Raw genomic sequence first — 25,103 nt, 5'->3', positions numbered from 1 at the left:
CTGTCGTTCCTTACTGCGAGGCCCGGGCCGCGCGGGGCAGCAGCGAGCGGATGTAGGTCTGGTTGGTCGAGCACATGCCGAGGCTGTCGCCGCCGTAGTGCTCGGCGAGGAGGATGCCGCGGAAGCCGCCCTCCACCGCGTCGCGCAGGACCTGGCGGTAGTTGATGAGACCGGCCTCCATGGTCGAGGGGACCGAGGTGGCCCAGGAGCCGTCGGCCGACTCGTCGCGGGTGTAGTTCTTCACGTGCATGTAGTTGGCGTAGGGGAGGGTCTTCGCGAACAGCTCGCGCCAGTCCTCGACCGGGCGGTGCAGGCGGATGAGGTTCGCGACGTCGGGGTTGAGGCCGACGTTGTCCAGGCCCACCTCCTCGACGAAGCGGACGGCGCTGTCGGCGGTGCCGAGGTAGGTGTCCTCGTAGAGCTCGAGTGCGAGCGGGAGCCCGACGTCGGCGGCGTGCTTCCCGAGCTCGCGGATGCGGCTGACGGCGGCGTTCCAGACGTCGGGGTCGTCGGGGTCCTTGGGGCCCTCGGCGGTCCAGAACCAGAGCGCGCGCTTCTGCGCGGCGCTGAACGGCTGGTGCAGTCCGGTCGAGAAGACCTGCATGCCCCACTCGGCGGCTGCGTCGATGGTGCGGTGCGCGTAGGCGAGGTTCTTCTCCTCGTGCCCGGGCATGATCACGCTCTGGCGCTGCAGGTGCACCGAGGGGATGCCGATGCCGTGCGACTTCGCGATGCTGAGGAACTCGTCGCGGCGCGAGGGCTCGAGGTCCGCCGGGCGGACGTGGCTGTCGGCCAGCTCGGCGAGGGTGAAGCCGACCTGCTCGACCTGGGCGAACATGTCGTCCCAGACCTCGGGGGCCGCGTCGTGCAGGGCGACGCCGTCGCGGCCGACGGGCGGGATGCCGTGCAGGCAGGTGGCGATCGGCCAGGTCTCGGCGGTCCAGCTGTCGGGGTTCCAGTCGACGCCGTCCCAGGACTGCGCCCCCTGGAGGTTCGGCGCCCCCTGGACGGTCCGCGCGGGTGTGCTCTCGCTCATCAGTGCTCCATTGCGCTCGATTGCGACCGGCGTTGGTCGCACAAAAGATCCTATAGGAAATATAGTCCTGGAGCGGCGGAGCGCAAGGGGCGGGTGGGAGCGCGGTCGGCGGGACGAGGTTCGGCGAGGGTGGCGCGCGGTGCCGTCGTCCGAACCGAGCGGTCGGCGGCCCGCCGCCCCGACCACCTCCGGCACGTGGAAACCGCTCCGGCACGCTGAAGCCGTTCGATTCCGCGAGCCCGGGCCGAAACGGCGAGCCGAACATCAGCGCCGAGCACCTCCGGCACGCGGCAGCCGCTCCGGCACGCTGATGCCGCCCGATTCCGCGAGCCGAGGCCGAAACCACGAGTCGAGCATCCGCCCCATGCACCTCCGGCACGTGGAAAACAGTCCGGCACGCTGAAACCGCCCGATTCCGCGAGCCGAGGCCGAAACCACGAGCCGAGGATTCGCCCCGGCTGCCTCCCGCACGCGGAAATTCCTCCGGCACGCTGAAACCGTTCGATTCCGCGAGCCGAGGCCGACTTCGCGAGCCGAACCTACGGTCCTGGACAGTCCGCCCATCCTCGGCGCGTGAGAACCTCCCCCGCATGCCGCAATCGCCCGATTCCGCCAGCCGGGGAAGACTTCGCGAGCCCGGCCCTGAATCACGAGCCGAAGATCCGTCCCGGCCACCTCCGGCACGCGAGAACAGCTCTGGCACGTCGGAACCGTGCGATCTCGCGAGCCCGGGCCTGAATCGCGAGCCGAAGATCCGTCCCGGCCACCTCCGGCACGCGAGAACAGCTCTGGCACGTCGGAACCGTGCGATCCCGCGAGCCCGGGCCTGAACCGCGAGCCGGATTTACGCCCGGGCCACCTCCGGCGCGCGGAATCTGCTCCGGCACGTGGAAACCGTCCGATTCCGCGTGCCCGGGCCGGAACTGGGAGCCGAACATCCGCCACCGGCCTCCTCCGGCACGTGAGAACCGCTTGGGCACGCCGGAACCGCCCGATTCCGCGAGCGCGAGCCGGATCCGCGAGCCGAAGTTTCACCACGGCCACCTCCGGCACGCGAGAACCAGTACGGCACGCCGGAACCGGCTGATTCCACGAGCCCGAGCCGATCGAGCGAGCCGAGCCTCCGGCACCGGTCAGTCGGCGTGTCTCCGGCACGTCGGAACCGCTCCGGCACGGAGGAGCCGCCCGATCCCGTCGGACGGGCCGGGGCCACGAGTCCTTCGTCGTGCAGCGCGGCGGCAGCGGAGGACAGCCGAACGGCGGGGACCCCCGAGGGGATCCCCGCCGTCAGCGGTGGTGCGGTGGTGCGGTGGGCGTCAGCTCAGCGTGGAGCGGACCGCCGCGCGCGCCTGGTCGAGCGCGCTGCGCAGGGCGTCCGTGGTCGCCGCGCTCACGGAGCCGTGCGCGGCGGCCGTGCGCAGCTCGGCGCGCAGCTCGTCGCGGAACTCGGTGAGCAGCACCTCGGCGTCGCGCAGGGCGAGCCGGGAGGCGGTGCGCGCGTCGACCGCGGCGGTGTCGGCGGCGGGGTTCTCGGCGGGCGGGGCGTCCTGCGGGCGCTCGCCGGTGGTCGAGCCCGAGGTCGAGTCCTGCGTCGACTCCGCCGGGGCGGGCGTCTCGGCCGAGTGCTCCGGACCGCCGCGCGACGGGCGCGAGTCGCGGGCGGCGCTCGCCAGATCGGCGCGCAGGCTCTTCATCGCCTCCGCGACGCCGAGCCGCACCTCGTCGGCCAGGCGGCGGACGGAGTCGGTCAGCTCCTCCTCGATGTCGCCGAGGTCGGTCGCGCGGTTCGCCAGCTCGGCGCGGCCGGCGTCGGTGATGGAGTAGACGGTCTTGCGGCCGTCGGCCTCCTTGGTGACCAGGCCCTCCTCCTCGAGCTTCGCCAGGCGCGGGTAGACCGTGCCGGCGCTCGGGGCGTAGGTGCCGCCGAAGCGCTCGCTGAGCGCCTGGATCAGCTCGTAGCCGTGCTTGGGCGACTCCGCGAGGAGGTTGAGCAGGTAGAGGCGCAGGCGGCCGTGCGCGAAGACGGGGCTCACAGCGCGCTCGCGTCGGTGAGGCGCTGCGCGGCGGGAGCGGCGGGGGAGCGGCGGACGACGGTGACGGCGCCGGTCACCGAGTTGGCGGTGACGTCGACCCACTTCGAGTCGAGCGAGCCGGTGGTCGCGGTGTAGCCGCGGCCGAACGTGCCCTTGACCACCTCGCCGTCGAGCTGGAGCGTGCCGGTGGCGGTGTTGATCCGGTAGCGGGCGCCGAGGCCCTCGTCGATCCGGATCGTGAGGTCGCCGCTGACGGTGTTGCACTGGATCTCGTCCGGTGCGTCTTCGGCGTCGACGAAGACGCTGCCCGAGACGCCGTCGACGGAGAAGCGGGTGAGCGCGCCGGCGGTGGTGACGTCGCCCGAGACGGTGTGCGCGGTGACCCGGCCGGTGTGGTTGCGGACGGAGAGCTCGCCGTGGACGGTGTTCGCCTCGATGTCGCCGCGCAGGCCGTCGATGACGATGTCGCCGCCGACGGTGGAGACGCGGGCGTCCGAGTGCAGACCCGAGACGAGGCCGTCGGCCGAGACGGTGTCGAACTTGAGCGCGACGCCGCGGGGGACGAGCAGGCTGATGTCGGCGCGGTCGCCCTTGCGGCCGAGGCCCTTGGCGACGTCGACGACGGTGTCCCAGCGGAGCTGGATGTGGTCGACCTCGAGGCGGTCGCCGTCCATCGAGACCTTGAGCGAGCGGCCGGAGACGCTGTGCACCTCGACGCGGGCGGTGGGCTCGTCGTGCCCGATGACGTCGATCTGACCGCCGACCAGGGCGATCTTGATCGAGCGGACGACGTCGAGGTCGATGACCTTCGTCTCGCCCGCCTGCACGAGCCATTTCTCGAGCGACATGGTGCTCCTCCTCCTGTGCCCTCGTGGGGCGATCCTGCTGCTGGTGATGCCGGGACGACTCGCGATATAGCGCGAGTCGATGGAAGTCACGATATATCGCGTGTTGCGCCGCGGGCAAGGATGTTCGGCGATCACCCAGGGGAGCGCGAGCGTCTGCTAGACCGGGAGCATGGATCCGCTCGCGGCACTGCAGGAGATCGCCGCCCTGCTCGAGCAGGAGCGGGCGTCGAAGTACCGCGCGAAGGCGTTCCGGAAGGCGCTCGCCGTGCTCGAGGGCATGGCCGAGGGCGAGCGGGCCGATCTCGCGCTGGTCCGCGCGGCGCCGGGGATCGGCGACACGACCTTCACCGTCATCCGCCAGGCGCTCGAGGGGCGGGTGCCGGACTACCTCGCCGAGCTGCGCGGCACCGCGTCCCTGCCCGAGAGCGCGCTGCGGAGCCTCCTCCGCGGCGACCTGCACAGCCACAGCGAGTGGTCGGACGGAGCGACGCCGATCGCGGCGATGGCGGACGCGGCCCGGGCGCTCGGGCACGAGTACCTCGCGCTGACCGATCACTCGCCGCGGCTGCGGGTCGCGCACGGGCTGAGCGCCGAGCGGCTCGCCGACCAGCTCGAGCACCTGGCCGGTCTCGACGCCGGATCGCTGCGGCTGCTCAGCGGGATCGAGGTGGACGTGCTGGAGGACGGCGCGCTCGACCAGTCGGAGGAGATGCTCGCGCGGCTCGACGTCGTGGTCGCGAGCGCGCACTCGAAGCTGCGGATGCCGAGCCGCGAGATGACGGCGCGGCTGGTCGCGGCGGCCGCGCATCCGCGGACCCGGGTGCTCGGGCACGTCACCGGGCGGCTCGTCACGGGGGAGCGCGGTACCCGCCCGCCGTCGACGTTCGACGCCGGCGCCGTTTTCCGGGCCTGCGCCGAGCACGGGACCGCGGTCGAGATCAACTCCCGCCCCGAGCGGGAGGACCCGCCGGACGAGCTGATCGCCCTGGCACTCGAGGCCGGCTGCCTCTTCTCGATCGACAGCGACGCGCACGCCCCCGGCCAGCTCGGCCTCCTCGACTACGGCGCCGAGCGCGCCGAGCGCCTCGGCGTCCCGCCCGACCGCATCGTGACCACCTGGCCCCTCCCGCGACTCCTGGACTGGCTCGCGCCCTGATCCCCCGCCGCGAGATGCCACTTGTGCACGCTTTTCACGGCGTGTCGCGTACACAAGTGGCATCTCGCGGAAAGCGAAGTCGCGGGTGGTACCCCCTTGACAGGAGGGGCTAGCGCGGGGGGAGTTCCGGCGCAAGTAGTGATTTCCCAGCGTCGGGAGCGGCATGCTCGTGGGGGCCGTCTCCGAGGCGCGCCCTCCTCCGCTCCGACCAGACCAGGTGATCCCGTGGCCACGCAGACCGTTCTCGACGCCGTGCGCGCAGCGCCCACCCTCCTCGAGGCGATCCGGGCGGCCGACGCCCTGACGATCGCCGCCGTGAGCGACGGGGGCGGACGCGCGGTCCGCCTGCTCACCCGCGCGGCCCTCGACCCCGCCGACCAGCTCACCGCCATCGCCGCGGTGCACTCGCTCGCGCAGGTCTTCGACGAGGAGGCCGACCTCGCGCTGCTGCGGCTGCTCGCCGACGAGCGCGCCTTCATCCGCGAGCACGCCGCCTGGGCGTTCGGCGGACGCCTGCCCCGGCCGGCCGCGGTCGGCCCGCTGCTGCGCATGGTCCGCGACGGCGGCTTCGCCGGCATGCTCGCGCAGCGCACCCTGCTGCTCTGGGCGTCCTCCACCCCCGACCTCGTCGCGCTCGCTCTCGAGGGTGCGCTGATCGGCGAGCGCGACCGCGACGTCCGCGCGCGCTACGTCGAGACGATCGGCCTGGTCCCCGGCGCGATCGCCGAGCGGACCCTCCTGCACACCGCCGCCGACGAGGGCGAGGTGTTCGAGGCGCGCGCCGCGGCCGCCGACGCGCTCGGCGAGCGGCCCTCGGACGACGCCGCGCTGATGCTCGCCCGCCTCGGCGAGATGCCGGAGCCGCTCGGTCCCGTCGCGCGCGTCGCCCTCGCCGACCGCGCGATCGCTCCCGTCGCCGACGCCGGCCCCACCGTCGCGCAGCTCTTCGTGCACGCCGACATCGACGGGACGCTCACCCGCGTCGGCGCGGGCGACAACGGCGGCATCGCCACCCTCCTCGTCCGCCTCGGCGACGCGCTGACGGAGGAGGACTGCATCGAGCGCGTCCTCACCCTCTCCCGCGGCACCTGGGCCGAGGCGGAGCGCGCGCTGGCCGAGCTGCCCGCCGCGGGCCACGGCTTCGCTCCGGTGCCGTTCGTGGGCGCCGCCGTGCCGATGCCGCTCGCCTGGCCGCGGCGCATCGCCGCCGAGCGCGGGATCCGCCGCTACCTCCGCGCGGCCGGCCGCGTCGACGTCGTGCACCTGCGGATGGCCGACGTCGGCTCGCTCGCCGCGGCCGCCGTCGCGCGCGAGCTGGAGATCCCCGTCGTCTTCACCGTCGCACCCGACCCGCACGCCCTGATCGCCGGGCTCGACGAGGCGGGCACCCTCTCGCGCGCCGACTTCGGCGACCGCGACGCTGTCGAGCACTTCTGGTTCCGCGTGCGCCTGGTGCAGCGGCTCGCCGCCGACGCCGCGCACACCGTCCTCTTCCCGCGCGCCGAGCTCGCCGAGACGATGCGCGACATGCTCGGCATCGACATCACCGCTCACCCCGAGCGGCACACGATCGTCCCCGAGGGGATCGACGTCCGGCTGGTCGAGCGCGGCGAGGAGGCGGCGCGCGATGCCGCCGCCGGCGAGCCGGTCGCCCTCGACGCCGGCGACGACCTCTCCTCCCTCGACGCGCTCCTCGCCGAGCTGCCGGCCGAGCGCCGCGGGCTGCCGCTGCTGCTCAGCGTCGGGCGGCTGCACCGGGTGAAGGGGATGGCGACGCTGGCCGAGGCCTGGGCCGGCTCGCCGCTGCGCGACCGCACGAACCTCCTCCTGGTCGGCGGCGACCTCGACGCGCCGACCCCCGACGAGACGGAGCAGCTCGACCGGATCCGCGCCGTCACCGCCCGGCCCGGCTCAGCGGACGGTCTGCTGCTCGCCGGGCACCGCCCCAACGGCACCGTCGCGCGCTGGCTGGGCGCCGTGCGTCACGGCCGCCCCGGGCTCGCCGCGGCCGGCGGCGCCTACGTCTGCGCGAGCGTCAAGGAGGAGTTCGGCATCGCGCTGCTCGAGGCGCTCGCCGCGGGGCTGCCGGTGGTCGCTCCGGCCACGGGCGGCCCGGCGACCTACGTGGAGGAGGGCGTGACCGGCTTCCTCGTCGACACCTCCGATCAGGAGGCGGTCGCCGCCGCCGCCTGCTTCGCGCTCGACCTCGCCGCCGGTCCGCTCGCCGAGTACTCCGCCGAGCGCGGCCGCGCGATGGTGCGCGAGCGCTACACGATCGAGGCGATGGCGCACGCGCTCTCCGCCGTCTACGCGCGGGCGACCGCGGAGCAGGAGCGCCCGCTCGGCTCGGACCTCGTGCTGGGCGCCTCGTGACTCTGCTGATCGTCAGCCCCGACTACGCCTCGCACCTGCTGCCGCTGGCGACCCTCGGCACTGCCTGGCGCGCGGCCGGCGAGCGCGTCGTGGTCGCGACCGGCGATGCGACGCGCTCGATCGTCGACGGCTTCGGCTTCGAGCACGTCCCGCTCCGGCTCGGCCGCGGCTCCAACCCGGGCACCATCCGGGCGGAGGAGCAGGCGCCCGACGAGGGCGACTCGCTCCGCGGCTTCTTCGACGCGACCCGCCGCGGGATGGTGCCGACGCTGGAGTACCAGGCCGGCGAGCGGCTGACCGACCTGCTCTGGGACCCGGCGGGAGTCGCCGCGCGGCTGCGCGAGATCCTCGACGAGGTCCGGCCCGACGCGATCGTCGTCGACCACCTCGCCTTCACCGCGCGGGTCGCGCTGCGGGCACTCGGCGTGCCCTACGGCGACGTGGTGCTCGGGCACCCGAGCGCACTGACGGTGCCGGGCGAGGTCTACGGCTTCCCGCCGGTCTGGCCCGACGCCTTCGAGCCGCCGACCGAGGATCTGGCGCGGCTGCGGGCGCTCTGCGAGCGGGTCCGCGACTCCTTCACGGCGGAGTGGAACGCCGCGCTGACCGCGCTCGACCCGGCCGCGCCGCTCAGCCTCGACGCCTTCGCCGAGAGCGGCGACGTGCTGCTGCTGAACTACCCCGGCGAGCTGCACGACGCGGCGCGCACGGCGCAGCTCCCACCGCACGCCTTCCTCGGCTCGGCCGTCCGCGGCGAGCCGCGCGACTCGGAGGTGGAGGAGTGGCTGGCCGCCTCGGACGACCCGGTCGTCTACGTGAGCTTCGGCAGCTTCCTCTCGGTGCGCGACGACGTGCTCGCGCGGGTGGTGGCGGCGCTGGCCGGCGTCTCCGTCGACGGGCGGCCGGTGCGCGTCGCGCTGGCCTCGGGCGCGACCGAGGCGTCGGCCCTGGGCGACGTGCCCTCGGGCTGGCTGGTGCGCGGCTTCCTGCCGCAGGTGACGCTGCTCGGCCGGGCCGCGCTGGCGGTCACGCACGGCGGCAACAACAGCGTGACGGAGTCGATGACGGCCGGGGTGCCGCTGGTCGTGCTGCCGTTCTCGACGGACCAGTTCGCGGGGGCCGCGGCGCTGGAGGACGCGGGGGTCGCGGAGGTGCTCGATCCGAACGGTGCGACCGTCGATGAGCTGGCGGACGCCGCGCGGCGGATGCTCGCGCTGGACGGCGCGGCGCGGGAGCGGCTGGACGAGCTGTCCGCGGCGCTCACCGGGACGACCGGCCCCGAGCGGGCCTACTCGGCTCTGGCGCACGCCGCGTCGTGAGCACCGAAGAGCCCACCGCCGATGAGCCCGTCGCCGACGGACCCACCGCTGAAGAGCCTCTCGCCGACGGCCCCACCGCTGACGGACGCTGGCTGGTCGTCAACGGCCGCCGCTGGCGCCGGACCGACCCGAGCCTCCCCGAGGACGTCGTCGCGGCGCTGAAGTCGCACCTCGGCCGCGGCCGCTCCGGCGTGCGCACGGCGAAGAAGGCCGGAGACGAGGACGCAGTCGCCGCCGCCCGCACGCGGACCGGCCTGGCCAAGCACGGCCTCGGCGAGCGCGGCCCCAAGTGGTGGGACGAACCCGAGCCCGACCGCCTCGACCGCGCCCTGGCGGCCCTCCGCGACCTCGACGCCCTGTAGCCCCTCCTCACTTCCCGTGAGATGCCACTTGTGAGCGCCCGCGTCGGCGTGTCGCGCTCATAAGTGGCATCTCGCGAAGGAGGCAGAGGGCGCGCGTCAGAGCAGGGACTGCGCCAGGGAGAGGGCGCCGCGGACGCCGGCCTCGTCGCCGAGGGCCGGGGGGACCAGGCGGAGGTGGGCGGCGCCGGTGCCGTTCGCACCGGGGGCGCCCATCAGGCGCTCCACCTCCGCCTCGGTGGCGGCGAGCAGGCCGGGCGTCTTGGCGACGCCGCCCCCGACGATCGCGAGGCGGACGCCCGCGACGTACGCGAGCGTCGTCACGAGCTGGGCGAGGTAGTAGGAGCTGAAGCGCAGGTTCGCGGCCGCGTCCTCCGGTCCGAGGCTCGAGCCGTCCACGCCCCAGCGCGCCGAGATCGCCGGACCGGCGACGAGCCCCTCGAGGCAGTCGCCGTGGAACGGGCAGGTGCCCTCGAAGCGGTCCTCCGGGTGCCGGCGCGGCAGCACGTGCGCCACCTCGGGCCAGCCGCTGCCGGCGAGCAGGCGGCCGCCGGCGATGATGCCGCCACCGACTCCCGTGCCGACGGTGAGGTAGACGAAGTCCGGCTCGCCCTGCCCCGCGCCCCAGCGCGCCTCGCCGAGGGCGGCGCCGTTGACGTCGGTCACGAGCGCGGTGCGGGCGCCGGGCGCCGCGGCCTCGAGCGGGGACAGCACGTCGGTGCCCTCCCAGCCGAGCTTGGGTGTGGAGGTGAGCCGGCCGTAGCCGGGGGAGACGGGGTCGATGTCGAGCGGGCCGAACGAGGCGACGCCGATCGCCGCGACGGAGCCCTCGACTCCGTGGTCGCGGGTGAACGCGGCCAGGTCGCCGAGGGTCTCCGCGGGGCCGCGGGTCGGCAGGGTCGTCTTCGCGAGGATCCGCTCGGGGTCCTCCTGCGCGGCGACCGCGGCGACGACCTTGGTGCCGCCGGTCTCGATGCCGAGGAGGAGGGCGCGGGTTCCGGTGGTCACCGGGTCAGCAGGCTGCGACGCGTCCGACCGCGGCCGAGAGCGTGAGCTCGCTGCCGAGGACGACCGCGTAGTCGAGGTGCAGGCGCTTCAGCGAGTCGACCGTGGCGGCCGGAACGCACTCGGGCCGGCTCAGCGAGATCGGCGAGCCGGCCGCGGCGGCGATCGCGGCTCCGGAGAGCGCGTCGGCGAAGCCCTCGCCCGAGGCGAGGTAGGTGGTGTCGGTGAGCTCGGCGGGCGCGTACGCCTCGTTGATCAGGCGGCTGGTCGCGTAGCGGCTCTCGCCGCCGATCCGCGTGGTCCGGTCGACGAGTCCGGCCGAGGTGAGCTCGGTCTGGATGCCCGCGGAGATCGACGGCTCCTGGCCGAGCACGACCGCGGTCGTCGGGTCCAGGCGCGAGACCGCCGCGCGGGTGGCGGCGTCGAGGGCGGCATTCGCGCCGTCGACGAGGAGCACGGGCTCGCCCAGGCGGCCGGCGACCGGCCCGACGGAGAGGGCGTCGGGGAAGTTGCCCCCGGTGGCGAGGAAGACGTCCTCGGCCGAGCCGGCCGGGAAGGCGTCGGCGACGATCCTCCGCGAGGTGTCGTAGCGGTCGGTGCCGCCGATCCGCACGACGGTGCCGGCGACGGCGTCGATCTGCGAGTAGACGGCGGCCGAGACGGTCAGCTCGCTGCCGACGACGACGACCTTCTTCGGGGCGAGCCGCGTGATCTCGGCGCTCGTGACCGGGAAGAGCTGGTCCGGGTCGGTCAGGAGCAGCGCGCCGCCCTGGACCGCGGCGGCGGGTGCGGCGCTGAGCGCGTCGGCCCAGCCTGCTCCGCTCGCGATGTAGAGCACGGGCACGCCCGGATCGACGGACTGGGTGCTGGCGACGGAGGTGCCGTAGCGGTCGCTGCCCGAGAGGCGAGCGGAGGAGAAGGACCAGGCGGTGGGAGCGAGGTCGACCGCGTCGACGGTGCCGCCCGCGACGGTGACCTGCGTCGAGTCGCCGACCCAGTCGGTGTCCAGCCAGAACCGGTCGGCGACGGCCGGGACGCCGCCGTCCGCCGGCTTCTCGACCACGCGGACGACGTAGGAGCCGTCGTCGAGGCCGGAGAGCGTGTAGCCGCCCTTCGCGCCGGCGCCGAGCTCGATCGCCGTCGAGGCGGCGAGCTCGGCGTCCTGCGGATCGTCGTCGAGGTCCCAGGCCTGCACCACGTAGCGGTGCGTGCCCGCGACCGCGGGCGTCGTGATCGTGCCGCTGATCGCACCGTCGGCCGCGAGTGCCGGAGAGGCCGGCCCCGCGACGAGGCCCGTCACGGCGAGGGCGCCGATCGCGAGGGAGGAGAGGGCGAGCGCGGACGGACGGCGGTGTCGAGGAGTCACGGTGAGGCTTTCCGGTGAGCGCGGCGGGCCGCGGCGGACACGATGGTTCGAATCTAGCGGTGACGCGCGGGGCGGGGTCAGCAGGCGGTGAGGCGAGCGACGTCCGCGGAGAGCGTGCCGGTGCCGCCGAGGAGCGTGATCTGGTCGAGGTCCTGATCCTGCAGGCTCCTGCGCGTCGCGGTGTACACGCAGTCGGGCTGGCTCAGGTAGAGCGGTGCGCCGATCGACGCGGCGGCAGGGCCGACCGCGAGAGCGTCGGCGAAGCCGATGGCGGAGGCGAGGAACGCCGTGTCGACAAGCGGGGACGGTGCGTAGGCGGCGTTCAGCTTGCGGCTGGTGTCGTGCCGGTCGATCCCCGCGAGGCGGTTCACGCCGCCCGTGAGTCCGGAGCCGCGGAGGTCGGCCTCGACACCGGTCGAGATCCGGTCCGTGCCGCCGAGCAGCAGGCCGTCGGCCGCGTCGAGACGAGCGAGGGCCTCCCGGGTCGGCGCGTCGAGTGCGGGCTTCGCGCCGTCGACGAGCAGCACCGGCTGGTCGAGGCGGCCGGCGATCGGCGCGACCGAGAGCGCGTCGGGGAAGGCGCCTCCCGTCGGCAGGAACACGGTGTCGTAGGAGCCCGCGGGGAAGGCGTCGGCGACGATCTTCCGCGAGGTCTCGTACCGGTCCGAGCCCGAGATCCGCTCGGTGGGCGAGCCGAGCGCGGCGATCTGCTCGTAGACCGCGTCGCTCACGGAGAGCGAGCTGCCGACGACGACGATCCGCTGCGGAGAGAGCCGCTGGATCTCGGCCGAGACGACCGGGAACAGCTGGTCCGGGTCGGTGAGGAGCAGGGCGCCGTCCTGCACGGAGGCCGCCGGCCCGGCGCTGAGCGCGTCCGGCCAGTTCGCGCCGCTCGCGATGTAGAGGACGGGGATGTCGTCGCCGAAGTACTTCCTGGTCACCGCGACGGCGGTCCCGTAGCGGTCGGTGCCCTCGATCCGGGTGCCGGTGTTCGACGCGTAGGCGGTCGGCGTGAAGTCGACGCCGGTGCGGCCCGCGGCGGGGACGGTGGTGATCGCGCGCTCGTCGAGGCGCGGGAGCTCCCGGTAGTACTCGTCGTCGTAGACCGGGTAGCCGGGCTCCGCGAGGCGGAAGATCCACTCGCCGGCGGGCAGCGCGTTCGGCGCGGTGGTCCAGGCGTCGGGTCGGCCCGGGTTGCCGGAGGTGGCGACCTCGGTGAACGGGTAGTACGCGTTGTCCTCGCGCTCGTACCAGTACGGCTGCACGACGAAGGACGTCGCGGAGACGCCGGCGACGGCGGCCGCGGTGACGGAGCCGGAGACCGTGGTCGCCCGGGGGAGGCTGATCGCGACGTCGGTCCGCGACTCGCCGATGCCGTCCGCCTCGACGGCGATCGGGGTGTCGCCGAACCAGGTCGGGTACCAGCTGTCGTCGCCGTCGACCGAGGCGAGGAGGTAGTAGGCCTGGCCGCCGGGGAGGGTGAGCGAGAAGGCGGCCTCGGTGGCGATCGTGCGGATCTCGGTGCCCGCGCCGTTCTCGACGCGGAGGCGGTAGGCGGCTCCGGCCGGGGCGGGGTGCGCCTCGTCGATGTCCTTCAGCGCGATGGTGCCGGAGAGGACGATCTCGGCGGCCGGGTCGGCGGCGACGTCCTCGCGCTGGGTCTTCGCGTTCGACAGCGCGCGCTCGACGACCGCGTCCGCGGTCTGCGTGACGGTGCCGAGCGGGGCGTCCTCCTGCGCCTGCGCCGGACCGGCGGCGAGGCCGGTGAGCAGCACGGCGGAGACTCCGAGTGCGGTGAGCGGGGCGAGGGGCCGAGTGCGGCGAGGAGTCACGGCAGATCTTTCGAGAGGATCCGCGGCGGACCGCGGGCGGACACGTGCCTGAATGCTAGCTGCCAGGGTGCCTCGAGAACTCTCGCGGCGCCGCCCCGCAGACCCCCATCCGGGGGCCCGTCGCGGATCGGCGGCCCCGTGGCGGTGAGCGACCCCGTCGTCGCGGTGGGCCGCCTCTTTGCTGATCGAGGTAGCTCGCGCAGCGGGCGTATCGAGAGCCACCACCGTCAGAAGCCGGGTCTGCAGACCCGCCCTGCTGAGGACGGTGGGTCTCGATACGCCCCTGCGGGGCTACTCGACCAGCATGTCTGGGGGGTCTCTTCTGAGGAGATCCACGCGCGCTCACGCCGGGGAGCGGACGCCCGTCAGCTGCTCCGAGACGTCCCAGAGGCGGCGGGCGTCGTCGGCGCTGCGCAGCGGCGCCCAAGGCTCGCGGCGGGCGGCGGGTCCGCCGATCAGGCGGGTCGGGCCGTAGAAGCCGCCGCCGTCGGGCGCGGTCGCCGCGAGCAGGGCGGGCTGCGCCGCGCTCTCGACGGTCCCGGCGATGCCCAGCCGCGCGAGCAGCACGATCAGGCCGCGGCCCCGCACCTGCTGCGCGCGACCGAGGCCGGGCTGCGCCGCCAGGAGGTTCGTCGGCGAGATCCCGGGGTGCGCGAGAGTGCTCGTCGGCCCCCGGTCGGCCGCGGCACTCCGCCTGTCGAGCTCGAGGGCGAAGAGGCCGACCGCGATCTTCGACTGCACGTAGGCCCGCATCGCGTCGTCGTCGCGGGCGCCGTCGAGGTCGTCCCAGGCGATCGATCCGCTGCGCGCCGCGATGCTGGTCTGGTGCACGACGCGGGCGTGCGCGAGCAGCGGCAGAAGGCCGAGCGTCAGCGCGAAGTGCCCGAGGTGGTTCGTGCCGAACTGCAGCTCGAAGCCGTCCTCGGTGAGCTGCCGCTGGGGCGGCTGCATCACTCCGGCGTTGTTCACGAGCAGGTCGATCGGCCGGCCCTCGGCCAGCAGTCCCTCGGCGAGCGCGGAGACCGAGCGGAGGGAGGAGAGGTCGAGCGGGTGCGTGCTCACCGCGGCGCCGGGGATCGCCCGGCGGATCCCCTCCGCGGCGGCCTCGCCCTTGGCGGCCGAGCGCACGGGCAGGACCAGCTCGGCGCCGGCCGCGGCGAGCCGGGTGGCGATCACGCGGCCGATGCCGTCGCTCGCGCCGGTGACGACGGCGAGCCGTCCGGACAGATCGGGGATCGGGATGCTGCGGGTCATGGGGGCTCCTCGGTGCCGGTGGGCGGTCGCTGGTGGGTGTGATCCCATGCTCGGCCGATCCGGCGAGCGGAGGCAGGGCCCGCCGATCCACCGATGCGCGGTCCACGGCTGCGACGCACGGCTGCGGTCCCACGCCCGCCGCCACCGGCCCGCCGCCCGCCGCCACCGGCCCGCCGCCCGCCGCTCAGACCGGCGCGCCCACCACCGCGAGCAGCTCCAGCTTCCCCGCGCTCTCGCTCCCCGGTACCGCCGTGTAGACGAGGAGCCGGTGCGACTGCTCCGGATCCAGCAGCGTCTGGCACTCCAGCTCGAGCAGCCCGACCGACGGATGCAGGAAGCGCTTGGTCGCCGGCGGTCGCAGCCCGACCTGGTGCTCGGCCCACAGTGCCCGGAACTCCTCGCTCCGCTCCGCGACGACGTCGACGAGCTCGGCCGCCCTCGAGCCGGGCCCGCGCAGGGTCGCGACCTCGCGCAGCCCCGCGACGAACACGCGCGAGAGCTGCGCCCGGTCCTCCTCAGGATACGCCTCGCGTGCCGCGGGGTCGGTGAACCAGCGGTAGCCGAGGCTGCGCTCGAGCCCGGTGCGGAGCGACGCGTCGCCCAGCAGTGCTGCGCCGAGCGGGGTCTGCCGGAGCGTCTCGCCGAGCTCGGTGATGATCTCGGCGGGGGTGTCCTGCAGCCGGTCCAGGATGCGCAGCAGACCCGGCCCGATGTGCTCGCCGGCACTGCCCCGCGCCGGCGGGCGGTGGCCGGCGAGCCGGAACACGTGGTCGCGCTCGCCGAGCGAGAGGTGCAGTCCCTGCGCGATCGCGGCGATCATCTGCTCCGACGGCTGCGGACCGGTGCCGCGCTCGAGCCGGGCGTAGTAGTCGGTCGACATGTGGCAGAGGGCGGCGGCCTCCTCCCGCCGCAGGCCCGCGGTGCGGCGGCGCGGGCCGCGGGTGAGGCCCACGTCCTCGGGCTGCAGCGCCTCGCGGCGGAGTCGGAGGAACGTCGCCAGGCCGTCGCGATCGATCACGGAAGCGCCTCTCGTCGGGACTCCCGTTCTACCGCGGTGCCGCCTCCGCTGCCACGGATCGTCGATCCACCCCTCCGGAGCGTCCCGACCCCCGTCGCTGCGATCCTGCGCGCGAGACCGCGATAGTGAGCGATTCCGTGCGTCTCCTGGCGGAAATCGCAGGATCCGCGCGTGCGAGACTGGCTGCGAGCGTGCTCCACCCGCCCCGCGGGGACGGAGCCACTGGACCCGGTCCGCTCATCCGCATCCTTTCGCAGGAGGACTCGAATGACCGATACCGCCGTGCTCGCCACCGCCCCGACCCGCACCCCCGTCGCCAAGGCGATCCTGATGTGCCGCCCCGAGCACTTCACCGTCGTCTACCGGATCAACCCGTGGATGGACCCGCAGGTCCCCACCGACACCGCCCTCGCCGTGCGCCAGTGGCAGACGCTGTACGACACCTACGTCGAGCTCGGCTTCGATGTGCAGCTGATCGAGCCCGAGGCCGGCCTGCCCGACATGGTCTACGCCGCGAACGGCGGGTTCGTGATCGATGGCATCGCCTACGGCGCCTCCTTCACCTACCCCGAGCGCCAGCCCGAGGGTCCCGCCTACATGGACTGGTTCCGCGGCGCCGGCTTCGACGTGCGCGTGCCCGAGGAGGTCAACGAGGGCGAGGGCGACTTCCTCCTCGTCGGCGAGCGGATCCTCGCCGGCACCGGCTTCCGCTCCGCCTCCGACTCGCACGCCGAGGTCGCCCGGATCTTCGGCCGCGAGGTCGTCACCCTCGAGCTGGTGAACCCGTCGTTCTACCACCTCGACACCGCGATCGCCGTGCTCGACGACACGAACATCGCCTACCTGCCGAGCGCGTTCAGCGAGGAGGGCAACCGCGTCCTGCGCGAGCTCTACCCCGACGCGATCCTCGTCTCGGAGGAGGACGCGTCCGTGCTCGGGCTCAACTCCTTCTCCGACGGCCTCAACGTCGTCATCGCCTCGCGCGCGGCCGGCTTCGAGCGCCAGCTGCGCGAGCGCGGCTACAACCCGATCGGCGTCGACCTGTCCGAGCTGCTGCTCGGCGGCGGCGGCGTGAAGTGCTGCACCCTCGAGCTGCGGCGCTGAGCCGCTCCCCTTCTCCCTCACCCACTCCGCAGAAGTCGTCGTACTCGGCACTCGAGTACGACAACTTCTGAGGAGTCGATCGTCCTCAGGAGGCACGACATGAGCATCACCGAGACCGACCGTTCCGCCGAGCTGATCGCCGCGGAGGAGGCGCACGCCGCGCACAACTACCACCCGCTGCCCGTCGTCGCCGCGACCGGCGAGGGCGCGTGGATCACCGACGTGGAGGGGCGCCGCTACCTCGACTGCCTCGCCGCGTACTCCGCCGTCAACTTCGGCCACTCGCACCCGGTGCTGCTGGACGCCGCGCGCGCGCAGCTCTCCCGGGTCACCCTCACGAGCCGCGCCTTCCACAACGACAAGCTCGGCCCGTTCGTGACGGCGCTCGCCGCGCTCGCCGGCAAGGACATGGTCCTCCCGATGAACACGGGCGCGGAGGCCGTCGAGTCCGGCATCAAGGTCGCCCGCGCCTGGGGCTACCGGGTGAAGGGCGTCGCGCCCGGCCGCGCGAACATCATCGTCGCGGCCGGCAACTTCCACGGCCGCACCACGACGATCATCTCGTTCAGCGACGACGCGGAGGCGCGCGACGGCTTCGCCCCGTTCACGCCCGGCTTCCGGACGGTGCCGTTCGGCGACGCGGCGGCCCTCGAGGCCGCGATCGACGAGGACACCGTCGCCGTGCTGATCGAGCCGATCCAGGGCGAGGCGGGCATCGTCGTCCCGCCGGCCGACTACCTCCCCGCCGTCCGCGAGATCACCGCGCGGCACAACGTCCTCTTCATCGCCGACGAGATCCAGTCCGGCCTCGGCCGCACCGGCGCGACCTTCGCCTGCGACCTCGTCGACGTCGTCCCGGACGTCTACCTGCTGGGCAAGGCGCTCGGCGGCGGCATCGTGCCGGTGTCGGCCGTCGTCGCGAACGCCGACGTGCTCGGCGTGCTCCAGCCCGGCCAGCACGGCTCGACCTTCGGCGGCAACCCGCTCGCCGCCGCCGTCGGCCTCGCGGTCGTCGAGCTGCTCGCCACCGGCGAGTACCAGGCGCTGGCCCGCGAGCGCGGCGCCCAGCTGCACGCTCGCCTCACCGCGCTGATCGGGCGCGGCGTGGTCGCCGTCCGCGGCGCCGGACTCTGGGCCGGCATCGACATCGACCCCGCCCTCGCCTCCGGCCGCGCCGTCTGCGAGGCCCTGATGGCCCGCGGCGTCCTCGCCAAGGACACCCACGGCTCGACGATCCGCCTCGCCCCGCCCCTCGTCGTCACCGCCGCCGAGATCGACTCCGCCGTCGACGAGCTGGAGGCCGTGCTCGACTCCCTGCGCTGACCCCCCGTCTCCCCCTCCGCGAGATGCCACTTGTGCACGCCTTCCACGGCGTGTCGCGCGCACAAGTGGCATCTCGCGGAGGCGGCCAGCCCCTTCGACCGGCGACGGCGAGGGGGCTCCGCCGTGCGCGGGTGCGGGGCGGAATCGGCGCAGTGCGGGCAACTCGCGGCGGATGCTGTCATGCTGGACGCGGCCGCCGCGGTCTCTGCAGCGATCCGCACACTCCGGATCCACCTCCTCACCGCGACCCGCGCCCCCACCCGCACCGCTCCCGGTGCCGCACGATGCGGCGCGGAGCACGACCCGGGTGACCGCGGACGAGGCCGTGCAGAGCACCGGAACCACCCGGCGGCTGCGACCACACAGACCACCTGCGCCGAGGCGCTCCGCACGAAGCGGGGGCCGCGCGCACCAGCACGACGCCACGTCCCCCACCGGAAAGCACCCATGCGAAACGCCAGAACCGCCAAGCCCGCGCGCCACCACCTCGAGCTCCCCGCCCCCAAGCCGCTGGAGAAGGGCGGCATGCGCATCACCCCGCTCGGCGGCCTGGGCGAGATCGGTCGCAACATGACCGTCTTCGAGCACAAGGGGAAGCTGCTCATCGTCGACTGCGGCGTGCTCTTCCCCGAGGAGAACCAGCCCGGCATCGACGTGATCCTGCCCGACTTCGCCGCGATCCGCTCGCGCCTGAAGGACATCGAGGCGATCGTGCTCACCCACGGCCACGAGGACCACATCGGCGGCGTGCCGTACCTCCTCAAGGAGCGCGGCGACATCCCGATCATCGCGTCGACCTTCACCCTCGCGCTGATCACCGCGAAGCTCACCGAGCACCGCATCACCCCGCGCACCCGCCCGGTGAAGGAGGGCGACCGGATCGACGCCGGCGTCTTCGACCTCGAGTTCCTCGCGGTCAACCACTCCATCCCCGACGGCCTCGCGGTCGCCATCCGCACCGAGGCCGGCCTCGTGCTGCACACGGGCGACTTCAAGATGGACCAGTTCCCGCTCGACGGGCGCACCACCGACCTCCCCGGCTTCGCGCGCCTCGGCGACGAGGGCGTCGACCTCTTCCTGGTCGACTCCACCAACGCCGACGTCCCCGGCTTCGCGATCTCCGAGGGCGACCTCGCCCCCGCGATCGACCAGGTCTTCCGCACCGCCCCGCGCCGCATCGTCGTCTCGAGCTTCGCCAGCCACGTGCACCGCATCCAGCAGGTTCTCGACGCCGCGCAGAAGCACGGCCGCAAGGTCGCCTTCGTCGGCCGCTCGATGGTCCGCAACATGGGCATCGCCGCCGAGCTCGGCTACCTCAAGATCCCGGCCGGCCTCGTCGTCGACATGAAGGTGCTCGAGAAGCTGCCCGCGACCCAGATCGTGATGATCTGCACCGGCTCGCAGGGCGAGCCGATGGCGGCGCTCTCGCGCATGGCCAACAAGGACCACATCATCGACATCGGCCCCGGCGACACCGTGCTGCTCGCCAGCTCGCTGATCCCCGGCAACGAGAACGCGATCTACCGGATCATCAACGCCTTCACCCGCTGGGGCGCGACGGTCGTGCACAAGGGCAACGCCAAGGTGCACGTCTCGGGCCACGCCAGCGCCGGCGAGCTCGCCTACTGCTACAACATCCTCCGCCCGACCGCGGTCCTGCCCGTGCACGGCGAGTGGCGCCACCTCACGGCGAACGCCGCGATCGCGACGCGCACCGGCATCGACGAGAAGAACGTCTTCGTCGTCGAGGACGGCGTCTCGATCGACCTCGTCAAGGGGCGCTCGCGGATGAGCGGCCGCATCCCGGCCGACCTCGTCTTCGTCGACGGCACCACGATCGGCGTCGCGACCGAGGACGCGATGATCGACCGCCGCGTCCTCGCCGAGGAGGGCACCATCACGGTGCTCGCCATCGTCGACCTGGACCGCGGCACGCTGGGTGAGCCGGTCGAGTTCTTCACCCGCGGCTTTGTCGAGGAGCCGAGCTGGAAGGAGAACGCCAGCAAGGCGATCGACGACGCGGTGCTCCAGGCCGCCGGCCAGCCGACCGACCGCGACGCGATCGAGAAGCTGATCACCCGCACCCTCGGCCGCTGGCTGACCCGCCGTCACCGCCGCAACCCGGTCATCACGACGATCGTCGTCGAGGAGTAAGCCTCCGCCCCCGTGCACAACTCAGGCTGGATGGCCGCGATCGCCTCGTTCTCGGGCCGATCCGGCCATCCAGCCTTATTCGTGCACACGTCGCGGCGGTGACCCGCTTCCGTCGGGCCGCCCGCCCGCGAACTGCCCGTTAGGGAACCGTATGGATCCGGGCGTTCTCGGCTCCGGAGCCGCCTCCGCCGAGTAGACACGTCCAGTGACCTCCTCTCTCGTCCGCGGCGACGCCGACGCCCTCGAACCCTCGCCCCTCTCCTCAGCGACCTCTTCAGGGCGCCGCGGCGGAGTGAAGGCGTGGCTGCTCGAGGGGCTGCGGAGCGACTCCGGCGCGCACCCCGGGCCGCACTCCACCACCGAGAAGACGCACTCCTGGTGGCGCGTGATGTGCCTGACCGGCGTCGACTACTTCTCCACGCTCGGCTACCAGCCCGCGATCGCCGCGCTCGCGGCCGGCCTGGTCTCGCCGCTGGCGACCATCGTCCTGGTGCTGCTCACCCTGTTCGGCGCGCTGCCGGTCTACCGCCGCGTCGCCCGCGAGAGCTTCCGCGGCGAGGGCTCGATCGCGATGCTGGAGCGGCTGCTGCCCTGGTGGGGCGGCAAGCTCTTCGTGCTGGTGCTGCTCGGCTTCGCGGCGACGGACTTCATGATCACGATCACCCTGTCGGCGGCCGACGCCACCGCGCACGCGGTCGAGAACCCGTTCGCGCCGGCCTGGTTCCACGGCGCGGAGGTGCCGCTGACGCTGGGGCTGGTCGCGCTGCTCGGGATCGTCTTCCTCCGCGGCTTCAAGGAGGCGATCTCGATCGCGGTCGTGCTGGTCGCGGTGTTCCTCGCGCTGAACGCGGTCGTCATCGTCGTCGCGATCGCGCACGTCGCCGAGAACCCGGTGGTGATCGGGAACTGGTGGTCGGCGCTGACGACGCAGCACGGGAATCCGCTGATCATGGTCGGCATCGCGCTGATCGTGTTCCCGAAGCTGGCGCTCGGGCTGTCCGGCTTCGAGACCGGCGTGGCCGTGATGCCGCAGATCCGCGGCGACGCGAGCGACACCGACGCGGCCCCGGTCGGCCGGATCCGCGGGGCGAAGCGGCTGCTGATCACCGCCGCGGTGACGATGTCGGCGTTCCTGATCACCTCGAGCTTCGTGACGACGCTGCTGATCCCGCAGGCCGAGTTCCAGCCGGGCGGGCAGGCCAACGGCCGCGCCCTCGCCTACCTCGCGCACGAGTACCTCGGTGACGCCTTCGGCACCGCCTACGACGTCAGCACGATCTGCATCCTCTGGTTCGCCGGCGCCTCGGCGATGGCCGGGCTGCTCAACATCGTGCCGCGCTACCTGCCGCGCTACGGGATGGCGCCGCAGTGGGCCGCGGCGGTGCGCCCGCTGGTGCTGGTCTTCACGGCCGTCGCGTTCCTGATCACGATCCTCTTCCGGGCCGACGTCGACGCCCAGGGCGGCGCCTACGCGACCGGCGTGCTGGTGCTGATCACCTCCGCCTCCGTCGCCGTGTTCCTCTCGGCCAAGCGCAAGAAGCAGCGCAAGCGCGCTGTCGGCTTCGCGGTGATCGCGCTCGTCTTCGTCTACACGACGGTCGTGAACGTGGTCGAGCGGCCGGACGGCGTGCGGATCGCGAGCCTGTTCATCCTCGGGATCCTCGTGGTGTCGCTGATCTCGCGGGTGCAGCGCTCGTTCCAGCTGCGGGCGACCTCGGTGACCTTCGACGCGCAGGCTCTCGACTTCCTCAGCACCGACGCCGACGACTACGGCGTGATCCGCGTCCTCGCGAACGAGCCCGACGACGGCTCCGAGCGCGAGTACCGCGACAAGCTGGCCGAGGAGCAGCGCGACAGCAACCTGCCGATGCGCGGCCCGGTCCTCTTCCTCGAGGTGCACACCACCGACTCGTCCGACTTCGAGGAGGACCTCGTGGTGCAGGGGCGCGTCTGCCACGGCTTCCGCGTGCTCACGGTGACCAGCGGCAACATCCCGAACACCATCGCGACGGTGCTGCTCGAGATCCGCGCCCTGACCGGCGTCGTCCCGGACGTCTACTTCGAGTGGACCGAGGGCGGCCCGCTCTCCAACATGTTCCGCTTCCTGATCACCGGCACCGGCGAGGTCGCCCCCGTCACCCGCGAGGTCCTCCGCCGCGCCGAGCCCCGCCGCGAGCGCCGCCCGGGCGTCCACGTCGGCTGACCCGCGCCCGTCCCTCCCCGCAGCGAGATGCCAGTTGTGCACGCGACACGCCGTGAGAAGCGTGCACAAGTGGCATCTCGCGGGAGGGGCGGGTCAGTCGCGGACCGTGGAGAGGGGCTCGGTGATGCTCTCGAGGCTGCGGCGCTCGGCGTCGACGCCGAAGATCAGGGCGACGACGCCGCCGACGATCATCACCGCTGCGCCGACGAAGTAGCCGACGGTGAGCGGGCCGCGGTCGCTGCCGTCGCCGATCAGCACGCCGTAGAGGGTGGGCGCGACGGCGCCGGCGATCTGGCCGAGGGTGAAGAAGTACGAGATCGCCTGGCTGCGCAGCTCCAGCGGGAAGATCTCGCTGACCGTGAGGTAGGCGCTCGAGGCGCCGGCGGAGGCGAAGAAGAACGAGACGCACCAGAGGATCGTCTGGGTCGTCGCGGTCAGCACGTCCATGCTGAACAGCAGCGCCGAGAGCGCGAGCACCGCCCCGGAGACGCCGTAGGTGAGGAAGATCATCTTCCGCCGGCCCCAGACGTCGAAGAGGTGGCCGAGCACCAGCGGACCGACGAGGTTGCCGATCGCGAACGGGAAGAAGAAGTACGAGACGGCGTTCTGCTCCACGCCGTAGAAGTTCTCCAGCACGAGCGCGTAGGTGAAGAAGATCGCGTTGTAGAGGAACGACTGGGTGATCATCATGGTCGCGCCGACCAGGGTCCGCTTCGGGTACTGCTTGATCAGCACCCGCGCGATGGTGCGGAACGGGATGCTCTCGGTCGCCTTCACGGTGATCGCCTGCGAGTCGTCGACCGGCTCGAGCTTTCCGCCCTCCGATTCGACGCGGCGCTCGATCTCGTCGACGGTGCGCTCCGCCTCCTCCTCGCGGCCGTGGGTCATCAGCCAGCGCGGGCTCTCGGGGATGTGCCGGCGGAGGTAGATGATCGCGAGTCCGAGGATCGGCCCGAGGAAGAAGCCGAGGCGCCAGCCGACGTTCTCGGCGAAGACCTCGTCGTTGAGGAAGAAGAGGTTCGCCGCGGAGCCGAGCGCCGCGCCGCCCCAGTAGGTGCCGTTGATCGCGATGTCGACGCGGCCGCGGTACTTCGAGGGGATCAGCTCGTCGATGGCGGAGTTGATCGCCGCGTACTCACCGCCGATGCCCATCCCCGCGAAGAAGCGGAAGACGGCGAGGAAGAGGTAGTTGGGCGCGAGGCCCGCGAGGCCGCTCGCGACCAGGTAGATCACCAGCGTCAGGATGAAGAGCTTGCGCCGGCCGAGCCGGTCGCTCAGCCGCCCGAAGATCAGCGCGCCGACGATCTGGCCGACCAGGTAGACCGTGCCGAGCACGCCGACCTGCGCGGCCGAGAGGTCGAACTCCTTCGCGAAGCCGGCGCTCGCGACGATCTGGATCTCGAGGCCGTCCAGCACCCAGGAGAAGCCGAGGCCGACGACGATCGACCAGTGGAACCGCGTCCACGGCAGCCGGTCGATGCGGGCGGGGACGAGGCTCCGGACGGGGCCGCGCTCTTCGGTGTCGGTGGACATGGCTCGCGCCTTCCTGTCGCCCCGGCTGCGCTGCTGATGCGCGCGGTCCCGGACGCGGCGAGACGACGATAGACCCGAGCATCGCCGGGCTATGCACCCCTTGCCACGGCGCGCCTGCCGGGTGTATCCCCGGGGTGCATGCCTGCCTCCCCTCCGCGAGATGCCACTTGTGCACGCCTTTCACGGCGTGTCGCGTGCACAAGTGGCATCTCGCGGAGGGGGACGGGCGGGGCGCCGAGGGGGTGGGTAGCGTGGGGGGATGATCGATGCGACACCCGCCGGAACGCCCGCCTACGTCCTGAGCGAGGGGCCCGTCTGGGACGGGGAGACCGGCCGGCTGACCTGGGTGGACATCGAGGCGGGCGCGGTGCTGTCGGCGCCGCTCACCGCGGACGGGCTCGGGGCGATCACCCGCACGGACGTCGGCGAGCAGGTCGGCTGCGCGCTGCCCCTCGGCGACGGCCGGGTGCTCGTCGCACTCACCCGCCGCCTGGCGATCCTGGAGGTCGACGGCTCGCTGACCCGCGGCTCCGAGCTGCTGCCCGAGGGGCACCGCTTCAACGACGGCTCCATCGACCCGCAGGGCCGGCTGGTCGTCGGCTCGCTGACGCTGGGCGAGTCGGTCGGCGACGACGTGCTGCTGCGACTCGAGCACGACGGAGCGGTCACCGTCCTCGACCACGACCTGCGGCTCTCGAACGGTCTCGGCTGGTCGCCCGACGGCTCGGTGATGTACTCGGTCGACACTGAGTCCGGCGTCGTCTACCGGCGGCCGTACCTCGACGGGGTGAACGGCCCGCGCGAGACCTTCCTCGAGCCGGAGGAGGGCGTCTTCCTCGACGGCATGACCGTCGACTCCGAGGGCCGGCTGTGGTGCTCGGTCTGGGGCGGGAGCGGCGTGCGCGTCTACGACTCCGAGGGTCGCCGTCTGGAGGGCGAGGGCATCGCGATCGACGCGCCGCACTCCTCCAGCATCGCCTTCGCGGGGGAGGCGCTCGACGTCGCCGTCGTGTCGTCGGCCTCGCGAGACCTGTCGGCGGACGAGCGGGCGCGGTACCCGCTCGCGGGCGGGCTGTGGCTCGCGCGGCCGGGCGCGACCGGGCTGCCGGCGCCGCGCTGGGTCGAGGCCCCGCTGCCCTGACGGGGCCTGGGGTCGCTTCGGGGCGGGGCGGGGCGGCGACGGATCG

Annotated in this window: 18 protein-coding genes; 9 read left to right on the top strand and 9 right to left on the bottom strand. The window is 73.3% G+C overall.

What is annotated here, in order from left to right; translation table 11 throughout:
• Nucleotides 1–10 precede the first annotated feature (10 nt).
• From MT350_RS14070 to MT350_RS14060, 3 genes are all read right to left on the bottom strand, one after another.
• A complete protein-coding gene (locus MT350_RS14070) occupies nucleotides 11–1,036 on the bottom strand; it encodes a sugar phosphate isomerase/epimerase (protein ID WP_127887715.1) in 1,026 nt (341 codons plus the stop codon).
• A gap of 1,316 nt (nucleotides 1,037–2,352) precedes the next feature.
• Entirely contained in the window at nucleotides 2,353–3,069 is a 717-nt protein-coding gene (locus MT350_RS14065; protein WP_243600685.1) for a PadR family transcriptional regulator, read from the bottom strand.
• Entirely contained in the window at nucleotides 3,066–3,917 is an 852-nt protein-coding gene (locus MT350_RS14060) for a DUF4097 family beta strand repeat-containing protein (protein WP_243600684.1), read from the bottom strand. The genes MT350_RS14065 and MT350_RS14060 overlap by 4 nt, the downstream gene beginning before the upstream one ends.
• Nucleotides 3,918–4,086: 169 nt before the next feature.
• Between MT350_RS14060 and MT350_RS14055 the strand changes: the two genes are divergently transcribed.
• The 4 genes from MT350_RS14055 (at nucleotide 4,087) to MT350_RS14040 (ending at nucleotide 9,127) form a co-directional block, all read left to right on the top strand.
• Nucleotides 4,087–5,073 carry a PHP domain-containing protein gene (locus tag MT350_RS14055; protein ID WP_243616164.1) on the top strand — a complete coding sequence of 329 codons (987 nt, stop codon included), beginning with the start codon at nucleotides 4,087–4,089 and terminating at the stop codon, nucleotides 5,071–5,073.
• 225 nt (nucleotides 5,074–5,298) lie between these two features.
• Entirely contained in the window at nucleotides 5,299–7,446 is a 2,148-nt protein-coding gene (locus tag MT350_RS14050; RefSeq protein ID WP_243600682.1) for a glycosyltransferase, read from the top strand.
• On the top strand, nucleotides 7,443–8,765 hold the full coding sequence (locus MT350_RS14045) for a glycosyltransferase (protein WP_243616163.1): 1,323 nt from the start codon (nucleotides 7,443–7,445) through the stop codon (nucleotides 8,763–8,765). The genes MT350_RS14050 and MT350_RS14045 overlap by 4 nt, the downstream gene beginning before the upstream one ends.
• A 92-nt stretch (nucleotides 8,766–8,857) precedes the next feature.
• A complete protein-coding gene (locus tag MT350_RS14040) occupies nucleotides 8,858–9,127 on the top strand; it encodes a biopolymer transporter Tol (RefSeq protein WP_243616219.1) in 270 nt (89 codons plus the stop codon).
• Nucleotides 9,128–9,223: 96 nt separating this feature from the next.
• Here the strand turns inward: MT350_RS14040 and MT350_RS14035 are convergent, their stop codons facing one another.
• The 5 genes from MT350_RS14035 to MT350_RS14015 all read right to left on the bottom strand — a co-directional run bounded on the left by MT350_RS14035 (nucleotide 9,224) and on the right by MT350_RS14015 (nucleotide 15,599).
• The gene (locus tag MT350_RS14035) at nucleotides 9,224–10,132 is read right to left on the bottom strand and encodes an ROK family protein (protein ID WP_243600680.1); all 909 of its coding nucleotides are present in this window, start codon (nucleotides 10,130–10,132) and stop codon (nucleotides 9,224–9,226) included.
• A 4-nt stretch (nucleotides 10,133–10,136) separates the two neighbouring features.
• Nucleotides 10,137–11,495 (bottom strand): cell wall-binding repeat-containing protein, encoded by a 1,359-nt coding sequence (locus MT350_RS14030; RefSeq protein ID WP_243616162.1) that lies wholly within the window; start codon nucleotides 11,493–11,495, stop codon nucleotides 10,137–10,139.
• Between the two features lie 77 nt (nucleotides 11,496–11,572).
• The gene (locus MT350_RS20500) at nucleotides 11,573–13,327 is read right to left on the bottom strand and encodes a cell wall-binding repeat-containing protein (protein WP_243616161.1); all 1,755 of its coding nucleotides are present in this window, start codon (nucleotides 13,325–13,327) and stop codon (nucleotides 11,573–11,575) included.
• Between the two features lie 342 nt (nucleotides 13,328–13,669).
• Nucleotides 13,670–14,581, bottom strand: a complete 912-nt coding sequence (locus MT350_RS14020; protein WP_243616160.1) for an SDR family oxidoreductase — start codon at nucleotides 14,579–14,581, stop codon at nucleotides 13,670–13,672.
• 184 nt (nucleotides 14,582–14,765) lie between these two features.
• Nucleotides 14,766–15,599, bottom strand: coding sequence for a helix-turn-helix transcriptional regulator (locus MT350_RS14015; RefSeq protein ID WP_243616159.1), 834 nt, complete (start codon nucleotides 15,597–15,599; stop codon nucleotides 14,766–14,768).
• A 267-nt stretch (nucleotides 15,600–15,866) separates the two neighbouring features.
• Between MT350_RS14015 and ddaH the strand changes: the two genes are divergently transcribed.
• The 4 genes from ddaH to MT350_RS13995 all read left to right on the top strand — a co-directional run bounded on the left by ddaH (nucleotide 15,867) and on the right by MT350_RS13995 (nucleotide 22,383).
• Nucleotides 15,867–16,703, top strand: a complete 837-nt coding sequence (gene ddaH / locus MT350_RS14010) for a dimethylargininase (protein WP_243600675.1) — start codon at nucleotides 15,867–15,869, stop codon at nucleotides 16,701–16,703.
• A gap of 99 nt (nucleotides 16,704–16,802) precedes the next feature.
• Nucleotides 16,803–18,026 carry an ornithine--oxo-acid transaminase gene (gene rocD, locus MT350_RS14005; protein ID WP_123732521.1) on the top strand — a complete coding sequence of 408 codons (1,224 nt, stop codon included), beginning with the start codon at nucleotides 16,803–16,805 and terminating at the stop codon, nucleotides 18,024–18,026.
• Nucleotides 18,027–18,551: 525 nt separating this feature from the next.
• The gene (locus tag MT350_RS14000; protein ID WP_207901707.1) at nucleotides 18,552–20,180 is read left to right on the top strand and encodes a ribonuclease J; all 1,629 of its coding nucleotides are present in this window, start codon (nucleotides 18,552–18,554) and stop codon (nucleotides 20,178–20,180) included.
• Nucleotides 20,181–20,568: 388 nt separating this feature from the next.
• Nucleotides 20,569–22,383, top strand: coding sequence for an amino acid transporter (locus MT350_RS13995; protein WP_243600768.1), 1,815 nt, complete (start codon nucleotides 20,569–20,571; stop codon nucleotides 22,381–22,383).
• Between the two features lie 93 nt (nucleotides 22,384–22,476).
• Here MT350_RS13995 and MT350_RS13990 read toward each other — a convergent pair whose 3' ends face one another.
• On the bottom strand, nucleotides 22,477–23,916 hold the full coding sequence (locus tag MT350_RS13990; protein ID WP_243616158.1) for an MFS transporter: 1,440 nt from the start codon (nucleotides 23,914–23,916) through the stop codon (nucleotides 22,477–22,479).
• A gap of 259 nt (nucleotides 23,917–24,175) precedes the next feature.
• Between MT350_RS13990 and MT350_RS13985 the strand changes: the two genes are divergently transcribed.
• Nucleotides 24,176–25,057 carry an SMP-30/gluconolactonase/LRE family protein gene (locus MT350_RS13985; protein WP_123448105.1) on the top strand — a complete coding sequence of 294 codons (882 nt, stop codon included), beginning with the start codon at nucleotides 24,176–24,178 and terminating at the stop codon, nucleotides 25,055–25,057.
• Nucleotides 25,058–25,103 lie beyond the last annotated feature (46 nt).

Source organism: Rathayibacter sp. VKM Ac-2928 (assembly GCF_022815545.1).
Taxonomy (GTDB): Bacteria; Actinomycetota; Actinomycetes; order Actinomycetales; family Microbacteriaceae; genus Rathayibacter; species Rathayibacter festucae.
Note: the sequence above shows the minus strand (reverse complement) of the source record. Positions and strands in the feature narration are given on the sequence as shown.

Coding starts and splice junctions, on each gene's coding strand:
- MT350_RS14070 (WP_127887715.1), bottom strand. CDS start 1,036: ATGAGCGAGAGCACACCCGCGCGGACCGTCCAGGGGGCGCCGAACCTC.
- MT350_RS14060 (WP_243600684.1), bottom strand. CDS start 3,917: ATGTCGCTCGAGAAATGGCTCGTGCAGGCGGGCGAGACGAAGGTCATC.
- MT350_RS14055 (WP_243616164.1), top strand. CDS start 4,087: ATGGATCCGCTCGCGGCACTGCAGGAGATCGCCGCCCTGCTCGAGCAG.
- MT350_RS14020 (WP_243616160.1), bottom strand. CDS start 14,581: ATGACCCGCAGCATCCCGATCCCCGATCTGTCCGGACGGCTCGCCGTC.
- ddaH (WP_243600675.1), top strand. CDS start 15,867: ATGACCGATACCGCCGTGCTCGCCACCGCCCCGACCCGCACCCCCGTC.
- rocD (WP_123732521.1), top strand. CDS start 16,803: ATGAGCATCACCGAGACCGACCGTTCCGCCGAGCTGATCGCCGCGGAG.
- MT350_RS14000 (WP_207901707.1), top strand. CDS start 18,552: ATGCGCATCACCCCGCTCGGCGGCCTGGGCGAGATCGGTCGCAACATG.
- MT350_RS13995 (WP_243600768.1), top strand. CDS start 20,569: ATGTGCCTGACCGGCGTCGACTACTTCTCCACGCTCGGCTACCAGCCC.
- MT350_RS13990 (WP_243616158.1), bottom strand. CDS start 23,916: ATGTCCACCGACACCGAAGAGCGCGGCCCCGTCCGGAGCCTCGTCCCC.
- MT350_RS13985 (WP_123448105.1), top strand. CDS start 24,176: ATGATCGATGCGACACCCGCCGGAACGCCCGCCTACGTCCTGAGCGAG.